The organism is Streptomyces roseolilacinus (assembly GCF_014649335.1).
GTDB classification, from domain to species: Bacteria; Actinomycetota; Actinomycetes; order Streptomycetales; family Streptomycetaceae; genus Streptomyces; species Streptomyces roseolilacinus.
This window is the reverse complement of sequence record NZ_BMSV01000006.1, coordinates 144,795-156,432: the sequence shown is the minus strand read 5'-3', so window position 1 is coordinate 156,432 and position 11,638 is coordinate 144,795. Positions and strand designations below refer to the sequence as shown.

Genomic DNA, 11,638 nt, shown 5'->3' with positions numbered 1-11,638 from the left:
AACTTTTCCACGGCTGTGCACAATGCTGTGGATAACCCGAACGAGTGCTTGACGGCGCGAAGGGTCTTCCGCTACTCCGCTACTTCCACTGGGTGGAAACCGCGAAGCCGGCGGCGATGAAGCCGAAGCCGACGGCGACGTTCCAGTTCCTCAGCGACGCCATGGGGAGCGTGCCGTCGGTGACGAAGAAGACCACGATCCACGCCAGCCCGATCGCGAACAGCGCCAGCATGACCGGAGCGACCCAGCTGCGGTTGGTCAGCTTGATGGCGGTCGCCTGCTTCGCGGCGGGGGGCGGCGTGAAGTCGGCCTTCTTGCGGATACGTGACTTCGGCACGAGGAACTCTCCTGTCGATGCGCTGCGTGACCGCGCGGAAACGGTGACTTGTGCTGGTACGGGCTGAGAGTGAGGTGACCCGCCTCCTCGCCCAGGCGTCCGTTAGCGTAGTGCTTCCGCGACGCCTAAGGAGATAAGGGTACGTTGAGCAATTCCGCCGACTCTCCCACGGAGCCGGCCCGGCGCGGCACGTGGCGGCCGGTACGGCTGCTGACGGCTGCCGTCTTCGCGCTCGCGGGCCTGATCTTCGTCACCAGCTTCAACACCGCCAAGGGCACCAACATCCGCACGGACGACTCCCTGCTGCGGCTCTCCGACCTCGTCCGGGACCGCAGCGACAAGAACGCCGAGCTGGAGGAGTCCACCGCGGCCGTACGCGACGAGGTCGACGGACTGGCCCGCCGCGACGACGGCTCCAGCGACGCCGAGGACGCGCGGCTCGGCGCCCTGGAGAAGTCCGCGGGCACCACGGAGGTATCCGGCGACGGCCTCACGGTCACGCTCAACGACGCCCCGCCGGACGCCCGGGCGGCCCCCGGCTACCCCGAACCGCAGGCCAACGACCTGGTCATCCACCAGCAGGACCTCCAGGCCGTGGTCAACGCCCTCTGGCAGGGCGGCGCCCAGGGCATCCAGGTCATGGACCAGCGCCTGATCTCCACCAGCGCCGTGCGCTGCGTCGGCAACACCCTGATCCTCCAGGGCCGCGTCTACTCCCCGCCCTACAAGGTCACGGCCGTCGGCGACACCGGCAGGCTGCGCGAGGCCCTCGCCGCCTCCCCCGCGATCCGGAACTACCAGCTCTACGTGAAGGCGTACGGCCTGGGCTGGAAGGTCGAGGAGCGCGGCGCGATGACCCTGCCCGGCTACGCGGGCACGGTGGACCTGCGGTACGCGCAACCGGCTGCCTAGCGCGGAGCGTCCACGTTTTCCACAGCGGCCCCACCGGGAGGGGAACGCCCCGTACTCTGGTGCGGTATCGAAGGAAGGGACGGCAGACGTCATGTACGGCTGGATCTGGCGGCATCTCCCGGGCAACGCATGGGTGCGGGGGCTGATCTCGCTCGTGCTCGCCCTCGGCGTCGTCTTCCTGCTCTTCCAGTACGTGTTCCCCTGGGCGGAGCCCCTGCTTCCCTTCAACGATGTGACGGTGGACGGACAGTGAGCGCACGCATCCTCGTCGTCGACAACTACGACAGCTTCGTCTTCAACCTCGTCCAGTACCTCTACCAGCTCGGCGCGGAGTGCGAGGTCGTCCGCAACGACCAGGTCGAGCTGGCCCACGCCCAGGACGGCTTCGACGGCGTCCTGCTCTCGCCCGGCCCGGGCACGCCCGAGGAGGCCGGCGTCTGCGTGGACATGGTCCGGCACTGCGCCGGGACGGGCGTCCCCGTCTTCGGCGTCTGCCTCGGCATGCAGTCGATGGCCGTGGCGTACGGCGGGGTCGTCGACCGCGCCCCCGAGCTGCTGCACGGCAAGACGTCCCTCGTCGTCCACGGGGGCCAGGGGGTGTTCGCCGGGGTGCCGTCCCCGTTCACCGCGACCCGGTACCACTCGCTGGCCGCCGAACCGACCGCGCTGCCGGACGTCCTGGAGGTCACGGCGCGCACCGAGGACGGGATCATCATGGGGCTCCGGCACCGTGAGCACGCCGTGGAGGGCGTGCAGTTCCACCCCGAGTCGGTGCTGACCGAGCACGGCCACCTGATGCTCGCCAACTGGCTGGAGCGGTGCGGCGACACCGGTGCGGTCGGCCGCTCCGTGGGCCTCGCGCCGGTGGTGGGCAAGGCCGTCGCGTGACCTCGGCGCGCCCGGAGCACGACGCGGCCGGGGGCGGCTCGGAGGGGTCGCCCTGGTTCCGGGACACGAACCAGCACCCGCGGCAGGAGGACCCGGTGCCCGGAGCCGTGCCGGAGCCCCAGGAGTGGCGGCAGCAGCCGTACGGGGCGCCCGGAGGACCGCCGGGGACGGCCGGGACGTACGAGGCCCCGTACGAGGCGTACGCCCCGTACGGGGCCCAGGGCGACCCGCAGGCCCCGTACGCGGTACCCCAGCAGTACGACGCGTCCCCGCAGTACACCGCACCCCCGCAGTACGACGTGCCCCCGCAGTACGCCGCGCCCCAGCCGCCGCCCGGCGCCGGGCCGCAGGGCCGGGCCCCCCTGGCGTACGACACCCCGCAGCCCTACGACACCCCGCAGCCCTACGCGCGGCCGCAGGGGCACCACGGGCCGGGCCCGTACGAGCAGCCGCACGCGGCGCACGCCCCGGCCGCTCCCGCCCCCGCGACCGAGGTCGGCGCGACGGCGGCGCTCCCCGTCGTCGACGCCACCGACCCGACGGCCGGCCCAGCCGCCGCCCCCGACCCCGGCCCGGCGGCGCCTCCCGCGCGGCGGGACGCCGAGGAACCGCGGACCGGGGGCCGGGCCGAGCGGCGCCGTGCCGCCGCGAAGGGCCGCGGCGGCGGCCGTCGCCGCGCCCCCGGAACCCCGCCCCCGGCGGCCCCTCCGTCCGGTGCCCCCCTGTCCCGGGTCGAGGCGCGCCGCGCCGCCCGCGCCGCGAAGGACGGCTTCGGCGTCATCGCCAGCCGCGTCATGGGCGAGATCTTCATCACGTTCGGCGTGGTCATGCTGCTCTTCGTCGCCTACCAGCTGTGGTGGACGAACGTCCAGGCGGGCCTGGAGGTCGACAAGGCGAAGGACCGGATCGCGCAGGACTGGGCGAAGGACGACTCCGCCCGGAAGCCGGGCGTCTTCGAGGCCGGTGAGGGCTTCGCGATACTCCACATCCCCAAGCTCGACGTCGTCGTGCCGGTCGCCGAGGGCATCGACAAGGAGAAGGTCCTCGACAAGGGCATGGCCGGCCACTACGCCGAGGGAGCGCTGAAGACCGCCATGCCGTCCGACAAGGAGGGCAACTTCGCGGTCGCCGGGCACCGCAACACCCACGGCGAGCCGTTCCGGTACATCAACCAGCTGCGCCCCGGCGACCCCATCGTCGTCGAGACCCGCGAGGCGTACTACACCTACGCGATGGCCAGTATCCTGCCGCAGACCCCGCCGTCGAACGTCTCGGTGCTCAAGCCCGTCCCCGACGGCTCCGGGTTCACCGGTCCGGGCCGGTACATCACGCTGACCACGTGCACCCCGGAGTTCACCAGTACCTACCGCATGATCGTGTGGGGCAAGATGGTCGAAGAACGGCCGCGCAGCAAGGGCGTACCGGACGCGCTCGCGGGCTGACACCTCAAGACGGGACAGATGTTGTGGCACGTGCGCGCAGCCGGATCGCCGGCGTCATCAGTGTCTTCGGCGAACTGCTGATCACCGCAGGCGTGCTGATGGGTCTGTTCGTCGTCTACTCGCTGTGGTGGACGAACGTCCTGGCCGACCGCGAGGCGGACAAGCAGGGTGACGCCGTGCGCGACAGCTGGATTGCCGACACCGGTCCCGGCGCCCTCGACACCCAGGGCGGCCTCGGCTTCCTCCACGTCCCGGCGATGGGCGGGGACGAGGTCCTGGTCAAGGAGGGCACCAGCCCGGACGTCCTCAACCACGGTGTCGCCGGGTACTACACCGACCCCGTCAAGTCGGCCCTCCCGCAGGACCGGACCGGCAACTTCACGCTGGCCGCGCACCGTGACGGGCACGGCGCCAAGTTCCACGACATCCACAAGATGAAGGTCGGCGACCCGATCGTCTTCGAGACGAAGGACACCTGGTACGTCTACAAGGTCTACGAGACCCTCCCGAAGACCTCCCGGTTCAACGTGGACGTGCTCCAGCCCGTCCCGAAGGAGTCCGGCAAGACCAAGCCGGGCCGGTACATCACGCTCACGACCTGCACGCCGATCCTGACCTCGGACTTCCGGTACATCGTCTGGGGCGAGCTGGTCCGCACGGAGAAGGTCGACCACGAGCGGACCAGGCCCGCCGAACTGCGCTGAGCCCGCCCCGGCGGCCCGGCCACCGGTCCGCGCGGTCCCCGGGGCATGACGGAGGCCCGGCACCCGAGTGGGTGCCGGGCCTCCGCCATGCCCCGGGGTGGTGGCCTCCGGTCTACGGCTCGGAGCGGAAGGACGCGCCGGTCACGCCGCCGAACCAGCCGGTGTTGTCACCGTCGCCGTCGTTGTCGCCGTTCCCGTTGTCGCCGCCGTTCCCACCGTTCCCGCCGTTCCCGCCCAGGCCCTGGGTCTTCACGGTGACCGTGGTGTTCGGGTCGACCTTCTGGCCGGGCTTCGGGTCCTGGTCGACGACGAACACCGCGTCGTTGTCCGGGCCCTCGCCGACGGCCAGCTGGAGGCCCCGCTGCGCGAGCACCTGCTTCGCCTGGCCCAGCAGCATGCCGACGACCTGGGGCACCTCGACCTGCTGCTGCTGCGGTCCCTTCGACACCTTCAGGGTGATCGTCGAGCCCTCGGAGACCCGCTCGTCCGGCTTCGGGTTCTGGTCGACGACCTGGCCCGCCGGCTTGTCCGAGTCCACGTCCTCCCGCTGCACCTGGAACTTCAGCGTCTCCAGCTGCGCCTTCGCGTGGTCGAACTGGCTGTCGATGACCCTCGGTACGGACACCTTCCCCTTCACGGCGATGGTGATCGTGACCTCGGTGCCCTTCTCGTGCTCCGTGCCGCCCTCGGGGTCCTGCTTGATGACGGTGCCCTCGGGCTTCTCCGACTCCTCGGTCTTCACCTTGACGGTGAACTTCTCGTTCCTGAGGTTGGACTTCGCCAGTTCCTCGGACTGCTCCAGGACGTTGGGGACCTTGACCTTCTCCGCGCCCTGCGACACCCAGACGCTGATGAGGCCGTTCTCGTCCATCCGCGCGGTGCCGTCCGCGACCGGATCCTGGCGGCAGACCGCACCCTTGGGCTGGTCGCACCGCTCCCCGCCCGCGTTGGTGACCTTGACCCCGGAGCTGACGGCCGTCTTCTCGGCCTCCGCGTACGTCTTGCCGACGAGGTTCGGGACGGTCACCTGACGCGCGCCCTCGCTGCCGAAGACCGACCTGCCGATGAGGATGGCGCCGACGAGCACGAGGATGCCGGCGAGGACCAGCAGGATCGTCGAGAGGTTCGACTTCTTCTGCGGCTGCCGGCGGCGCCCGGCGCCCCGGTCGTCGTAGCCGTAGCCCCCGTCGTCGGGGTTCATCGGCGGCAGCATCGACGTCTGGGCGCCCGGGTCCGCCGCGTGCATGGCCGTGGTCTGCTGGTCCGGGTGCGGGTAGCCGTAGCCGCTGGGCACGCCCATCGCGGCCGCCGCGGCGACCGGCTGGCCGTCCAGGCACGCCTCGATGTCGGCCCGCATCTCGTCGGCCGACTGGTAGCGGTAGTCCGGGTCCTTGACCAGCGCCTTCAGGACGATCGCGTCCATCTCCGGAGTGATCTCCGGGTCGAAGACGCTCGGCGCCTGCGGCTCCTCCCGCACGTGCTGGTAGGCGACCGCGACCGGGGAGTCGCCGATGAACGGCGGGCGGACGGTCAGCAGCTCGTACAGCAGGCAGCCGGTGGAGTACAGGTCGGAGCGGGCGTCGACGGTCTCGCCCTTCGCCTGCTCCGGGGAGAGGTACTGGGCGGTGCCGATCACGGCGGCCGTCTGCGTCATGGTCATGCCGGCGTCGCCCATCGCGCGGGCGATGCCGAAGTCCATGACCTTGACCTGGCCGGTGCGCGTCAGCATGACGTTCGCCGGCTTGATGTCGCGGTGGACGATCCCCGCGCGGTGCGAGTACTCCAGGGCCTGGAGGATGCCGACCGTCATCTCCAGCGTGCGCTCGGGCAGCAGCTTGCGCCCGGAGTGGAGCAGCTCACGCAGGGTGGAGCCGTCGACGTACTCCATCACGATGTACGGGATGGACACGCCGTCGACGTAGTCCTCGCCGGTGTCGTACACGGCGACGATCGCCGGATGGTTGAGCGAGGCGGCCGACTGGGCCTCACGGCGGAACCGGGCCTGGAAGGACGGGTCGCGGGCGAGGTCGGCCCGCAGCGTCTTCACGGCGACGGTGCGGCCGAGCCGGGTGTCGTGGGCGAGGTAGACCTCGGCCATGCCACCGCGGCCGAGCACCGAGCCCAGCTCGTACCGGCCGCCGAGGCGACGCGGCTCATCCATAACTGTTCCAGCCCTCTCCGTCAGTCCCGGCCGCAACCGTGTGTGTGGTCCGGCGGTGTGCTGTTCGCGCAAAGGCTACCGGCCACGGGGAGCCGATCCGTCCGGTACCGCAAGCTGATACGGGACCGGTACACAGGGAACACCGTCACCTCCGGCCGTCGAGCACCGCCTTCATCACGTCGCGGGCGATCGGCGCGGCCAGGCCACCGCCGCTGATGTCGTCGCGGGTCGCGTCGGAGTCCTCGACGACCACGGCGACGGCGACCGGGGAGCCGCTGTCCGTCTTCGCGTAGGAGATGAACCAGGCGTAGGGACGGGCCTTGTTCTTCTCGCCGTGCTGCGCCGTACCGGTCTTGCCACCGACCGTGGCGCCGTCGATGGCGGCCTTGGTGCCGGTGCCCTTCTCGACGACGTTCTCCATCATCTTCTGGACGAGCTGCGCGGTCTCCGGGGACATCGGGCGGCTCATCTCCTCGGGCTCGTTCTTCTCGATCACGTCGAGGTTCGGAGCCACCAGGTGGTCGACCATGTACGGCTTCATCAGCTTGCCGTCGTTGGCGATCGCCGCGGTGACCATGGCCATCTGGAGCGGTGTCGTCGCCGTGTTGAACTGGCCGATGGCCGACAGGGCGTTGCCGCCGCGGTCCATCTTCTTGTCGTAGACGGAGGCGGCCGCGCGGACCGGGGTGTCGATCTCTGGGTTGTTGAAGCCGAACTTCTCCGCCATCTCGACCATCTTGTCGCGGCCGACCTCGTCGCCGAGCTTCGCGAAGACGGAGTTGCAGGAGACCTCCATCGCGTAGTTCAGCGAGGCGTTCTCGCAACCGCCGGCGTGGTTCTTCATCGTCGTCCTGGAGAGCGGCAGGAAGTACGGCTCCGGCGTGTCCGTCGGGGCGTTGATGTCCTTGATGACGCCGTTCTCGAGGGCGGCGGCGGCCGTGAGGACCTTGAACGTCGAACCCGGCGGGTAGATCTCGCGCAGCGCCCGGTTCAGCATCGGCTTGTCCTTGTTGACCTTCTCGTCCAGCGACGCCCAGGCCTTCTCGTCCTCCCGCGAATAACCGGCGAAGGAGCCCGGGTCGTACGACGGGGTGGAGGCCAGCGCGAGGATCTTGCCGGTCTGCGGGTCGATCGCCGCGACGGCGCCCTTCTTCTTGCCGAGGCCCTCGAAGGCGGCCTTCTGCGCGGCGGCGTTGAGGGTGGTGACGACGTTGCCGCCCTTCTTCTGCTCGCCCGTGAACATCGAGAGCGTGCGGTCGAAGAACAGCCGGTCGTCGTTGCCGGTGAGGATTGAGTCGTTCAGCTTCTCCAGCTGGTTCGAGCCGTACGCCTGCGAGGCGTACCCGGTGACCGGCGCCCACATGGGGCCGTCGACGTAGGTCCGCTTGTACTGGTAGAGCGGGTCCTTCGAGTCGACGGAACCGGTGATCGGCTTGCCGTCGACGATGATGTCGCCGCGCACGGAGGCGTACCGCTCGATCGTCACCCGCCTGTTGCGCTCGTGCGAGTTCAGCTCGTCGGCACGGACGAACTGCAGCCAGTTGTCCCGCACGAGCAGCGCGAGCACCAGGAGGCCGCAGAAGATCGCGATGTGGCGCAGGGGCTTGTTCACGGGCGGACCACCTGGGTCATCTCGGCGTCGGGGTTGGGCGCGGGGGCGGGCGCGGGCCGGCGCGCGGTGTCGCTGATGCGGAGCAGGATCGCGATCAGCGCCCAGTTGGCGATCACCGACGAGCCGCCGTAGGCGAGGAACGGCATCGTCATGCCGGTCAGCGGGATGAGGCCCATCACACCGCCGGCGACGACGAAGACCTGGAGGGCGAAGGCGCCGGACAGGCCGGTCGCGAGCAGCTTGCCGAAGGGGTCGCGGGCCGCGAGGGCGGTGCGCAGACCGCGCTCGACGATCAGGCCGTACAGGAGGATGAAGGCCATGGCGCCGGCCAGCCCCAGCTCCTCGCCGACGGTGGCGAAGATGAAGTCGGAGTTGACGGCGAACTTGATCAGGTCGGAGTTGCCCTGGCCGAGTCCGGTACCGATGGTGCCGCCGGAGCCGAACGACATGAGGACCTGGGTCATCTGGTCGCAGGCCCACGCCATGTTGGTGCCCTCCGGCGCGGTCTTGAGGCACTCGAAGGGGTCGAGCCAGGCGGCCACGCGGGACTGCACGTGGGTGGCGAACGAACCGACCACCACCGCGCCGCCCACGGCCATCAGCAGACCCATGACGATCCAGCTGGTCCGCTCGGTCGCCACGTACAGCAGGACGACGAACATGCCGAAGAACAGCAGCGACGTGCCGAGGTCGTTCTCGAAGACCAGGATGGCCAGGCTGAGCGCCCAGATGGTGAGGATCGGGCCGAGGTCGCGGCCGCGGGGCAGGTACAGGCCCATGAAGCGGCGGCTGGCCAGGGCGAGCGCGTCGCGCTTCACCATCAGGTACCCGGCGAAGAAGACCGCGAGGACGATCTTGGCGAACTCACCGGGCTGGATGGAGAACGGGCCGATCCTGATCCAGATCTTGGCGCCGAAGCTGTCCGTGCCCAGACCGGGCACGAGCGGCAGCAGCAGCAGGACGATCGCCACGAACATGGAGATGTACGTGTAGCGCTGGAGCACCCGGTGGTCCTTGAGGAACACGAGTACCAGCAGGAACAGGGCCACGCCGATGGCCGAGTACATCAGCTGCTTCGGCGCGTCGCCGGCGTGGCTGCCGTACTGCCGCATCGAGTCGGCGATCAGGCGCGGCGACTGGTCGAGGCGCCAGATCAGCACCAGTCCCAGGCCGTTCAGCAGGGTCGCCAGGGGCAGCAGCAGCGGGTCCGAGTACTTCGCGAAGCGGCGGACCAGCAGGTGCGCGATGCCGGCCAGCAGGCCCAGGCCCAGGCCGTAGCCCAGCATGCCGGTGGGGACCTCGCCGTCGAGGGCGAGGCCCACGTTCAGGTAGGCGAAGACCGGGATCGCGACGGCGAAGCCGAGCAGCATCAGCTCGGTGTTGCGGCGGCTCGGTGCGTCGATCGCGCCGATGGTGGTCGTGTTGGTGACAGCGCTCATGGTGGTGAAAAGGCCCCCCTACGGGTGCTTACTGCTTGCCGCAGTTCGAGGCCAGCCTCTTCTCGTCCTCCGTGAGGGTGGGGCCCGGGGAGGGAACGGCTGTGGTGGGCGTGGGCTTGGGCTTGGTGGTACCGGCGGAGCCCGTGGTGCCGCCGGCCTGCTCCTCGCTGGGAGGCGTCGTGGTGCGGGCCGCGCGGGCCTGCTCCTGCTTCCTGCAGGCCGTCGCCTGGGCCCCCAGCTCCTTGATCTTGGCCTCGGCCTTCGCCAGGCTGCTGCCGGCGATGGTCTCCTCGACCTGCCGCTGCTGGTAGGTGGGGAGGTACTTGAGTTCGATGTCGGGGTGGTCCTTCTCCACCTTCGACAGCGAGACCCACGCCAGGTCCTGGCTGATGCCGCGGTACAGCGCGACGTGGCCGTCGTTCGCACCGACGTAGTACTGGGTCTGCGTCCAGCGGTAGCCGCCGTACGCGCCGCCGCCGAGGAGGGCGATCACCAGCAGCGCGAAGAAGATCCGCTTGAACCACCTGCGGCCCGTGCGCGGCTTGCTGAGGTCGGCGTCGCCGTACGCGCCGTAGCCGCCGCCCTCGGGGGGCATGCCGTCGTAGCCGATGTCGTCGCCGCTGCCGGGCGGGCCGAAGCCGCCCGCCGGCGCCTGCCCGGACCGGCCCAGGCCGGACGCGCGCCCCGCCGGGGTCTGCATGGCGCCGCCGTCGTTGAGCTGCGGCTGGTTCTCGGCCACCGCGCCGACGACGACCGGGGTGTCGCTGAGCCGGCCGGCGAGGGTGTCGCCGCCGTCGACGTCGAGGACGTCCGCGACGATCACGGTGATGTTGTCGGGGCCGCCGCCGCGCAGGGCGAGCTGGATGAGCTCCTGGACGGTCTCCTGCGGGCCCTGGTAGCTGGCGAGGGTCTCCTCCATCGTCTGGTGGGAGACGACGCCCGACAGGCCGTCGGAGCAGATCAGGTACCGGTCGCCGGCGCGGACCTCGCGGATCGACAGGTCCGGCTCGACGTGGTCGCCGCTGCCCAGCGCGCGCATCAGGAGGGAGCGCTGCGGGTGGGTGGTGGCCTCCTCCTCGGTGATCCGGCCCTCGTCGACGAGGCGCTGGACCCACGTGTGGTCCTGGGTGATCTGGGTGAGGACGCCGTCGCGGAGGAGGTAGGCGCGCGAGTCGCCGACGTGCACGAGGCCGAGGCGCTGCCCCGTCCACAGCAGGGCGGTCAGGGTGGTCCCCATGCCTTCGAGCTGGGGGTCCTCCTCGACCATCACGCGCAGCTGGTCGTTGGCGCGCTGCACCGCGGTGCCGAGGGAGGTGAGGATGTCCGAGCCGGGGACGTCGTCGTCGAGCGTGACGAGGTTGGAGATCACTTCGGAGGAGGCGACCTCGCCCGCGGCCTGGCCGCCCATGCCGTCGGCGATCGCGAGCAGGCGGGGGCCGGCGTAACCCGAGTCCTCGTTGCCCTCGCGGATCATGCCCTTGTGCGACCCGGCGGCGAAGCGCAGTGTCAGACTCATGCGCACCTCACCCGTCGGCTCGGGGTACAGCCGGTCTCGAGCCACACTGCCCACCCTCCGGTCGGGAGCCCCTTCCGGTCCTCTGGGACCGCTGCGGCTCGCTCGCTCCGCTCGCTCATTGTCGTACTACTTCCGCAGCTCGATGACGGTCTTGCCGATGCGGATCGGCGCGCCCAGCGGAATCGGGGTCGGCGTGGTGAGTCGGGTCCGGTCGAGGTAGGTGCCGTTCGTGGACCCGAGATCCTCGACGATCCACTGGCCGTCACGGTCCGGGTAGATCCTGGCATGCCGGCTGGAGGCGTAGTCGTCGTCCAGCACGATCGTGGAGTCGTGGGCCCGGCCCAGCGTGATGGTCTGGCCCTGGAGCGCGACCGTCGTGCCGGTCAGCGTGCCCTCGGACACGACCAGCTTGGTTGGGGCGCCGCGGCGCTGCCGCTGCTGCGGGGGGGCCGCCCCCTGGCGGCCGCCCTGCTGCGGACGCGCGCCCTCGCGGCGCGAACCGCGCTGCGTGACTCGCGTACCGAACAGGTCGCTGCGGATGACCTGGACGGCCACGATGACGAACAGCCACAGTACGGCGAGGAAACCCAACCGCATGACCGTGAGGGTCAGCTCTGACATTGCCCC

Annotated in this window: 11 protein-coding genes; 5 read left to right on the top strand and 6 right to left on the bottom strand. The window is 70.5% G+C overall.

The window, feature by feature from the left end; translation table 11 throughout:
* Positions 1-79: 79 nt before the first annotated feature.
* On the bottom strand, positions 80-337 hold the full coding sequence (gene crgA / locus IE106_RS15930) for a cell division protein CrgA (RefSeq protein ID WP_189534424.1): 258 nt from the start codon (positions 335-337) through the stop codon (positions 80-82).
* Between the two features lie 144 nt (positions 338-481).
* Here crgA and IE106_RS15925 point away from each other — a divergent pair, with 144 nt between their 5' ends.
* The 5 genes from IE106_RS15925 (at position 482) to IE106_RS15905 (ending at position 4,283) form a co-directional block, all read left to right on the top strand.
* A complete protein-coding gene (locus IE106_RS15925; protein ID WP_189534422.1) occupies positions 482-1,249 on the top strand; it encodes a DUF881 domain-containing protein in 768 nt (255 codons plus the stop codon).
* A gap of 91 nt (positions 1,250-1,340) precedes the next feature.
* Positions 1,341-1,502: a hypothetical protein gene (locus IE106_RS15920; RefSeq protein WP_031134675.1), complete on the top strand. Its 162-nt coding sequence runs from the start codon at positions 1,341-1,343 to the stop codon at positions 1,500-1,502.
* Entirely contained in the window at positions 1,499-2,137 is a 639-nt protein-coding gene (locus tag IE106_RS15915; RefSeq protein ID WP_189534420.1) for an aminodeoxychorismate/anthranilate synthase component II, read from the top strand. Before IE106_RS15920 ends, IE106_RS15915 begins: the two co-directional genes overlap by 4 nt.
* A complete protein-coding gene (locus tag IE106_RS15910; RefSeq protein WP_189534418.1) occupies positions 2,134-3,579 on the top strand; it encodes a class E sortase in 1,446 nt (481 codons plus the stop codon). Before IE106_RS15915 ends, IE106_RS15910 begins: the two co-directional genes overlap by 4 nt.
* Before the next feature lie 23 nt (positions 3,580-3,602).
* Entirely contained in the window at positions 3,603-4,283 is a 681-nt protein-coding gene (locus IE106_RS15905; RefSeq protein WP_189534416.1) for a class E sortase, read from the top strand.
* Positions 4,284-4,395: 112 nt separating this feature from the next.
* Here the strand turns inward: IE106_RS15905 and pknB are convergent, their stop codons facing one another.
* The 5 genes from pknB to IE106_RS15880 all read right to left on the bottom strand — a co-directional run bounded on the left by pknB (position 4,396) and on the right by IE106_RS15880 (position 11,632).
* A complete protein-coding gene (pknB, locus tag IE106_RS15900; protein WP_189534414.1) occupies positions 4,396-6,444 on the bottom strand; it encodes a Stk1 family PASTA domain-containing Ser/Thr kinase in 2,049 nt (682 codons plus the stop codon).
* Between the two features lie 145 nt (positions 6,445-6,589).
* Complete coding sequence (locus IE106_RS15895) at positions 6,590-8,056, bottom strand: peptidoglycan D,D-transpeptidase FtsI family protein (RefSeq protein ID WP_189534412.1); 1,467 nt, start codon at positions 8,054-8,056, stop codon at positions 6,590-6,592.
* Positions 8,053-9,495: an FtsW/RodA/SpoVE family cell cycle protein gene (locus IE106_RS15890; RefSeq protein ID WP_189534410.1), complete on the bottom strand. Its 1,443-nt coding sequence runs from the start codon at positions 9,493-9,495 to the stop codon at positions 8,053-8,055. Before IE106_RS15890 ends, IE106_RS15895 begins: the two co-directional genes overlap by 4 nt.
* Before the next feature lie 28 nt (positions 9,496-9,523).
* Positions 9,524-11,011 (bottom strand): Stp1/IreP family PP2C-type Ser/Thr phosphatase, encoded by a 1,488-nt coding sequence (locus tag IE106_RS15885; protein ID WP_189534408.1) that lies wholly within the window; start codon positions 11,009-11,011, stop codon positions 9,524-9,526.
* Positions 11,012-11,137: 126 nt separating this feature from the next.
* On the bottom strand, positions 11,138-11,632 hold the full coding sequence (locus IE106_RS15880; RefSeq protein ID WP_189534406.1) for an FHA domain-containing protein FhaB/FipA: 495 nt from the start codon (positions 11,630-11,632) through the stop codon (positions 11,138-11,140).
* Positions 11,633-11,638 lie beyond the last annotated feature (6 nt).

What these genes read in the sequence shown, in the direction of transcription:
- IE106_RS15920 (WP_031134675.1), top strand. Translation starts at nt 1,341, where the DNA reads ATGTACGGCTGGATCTGGCGGCATCTCCCGGGCAACGCATGGGTGCGG.
- pknB (WP_189534414.1), bottom strand. Translation starts at nt 6,444, where the DNA reads ATGGATGAGCCGCGTCGCCTCGGCGGCCGGTACGAGCTGGGCTCGGTG.
- IE106_RS15890 (WP_189534410.1), bottom strand. Translation starts at nt 9,495, where the DNA reads ATGAGCGCTGTCACCAACACGACCACCATCGGCGCGATCGACGCACCG.
- IE106_RS15885 (WP_189534408.1), bottom strand. Translation starts at nt 11,011, where the DNA reads ATGAGTCTGACACTGCGCTTCGCCGCCGGGTCGCACAAGGGCATGATC.
- IE106_RS15880 (WP_189534406.1), bottom strand. Translation starts at nt 11,632, where the DNA reads ATGTCAGAGCTGACCCTCACGGTCATGCGGTTGGGTTTCCTCGCCGTA.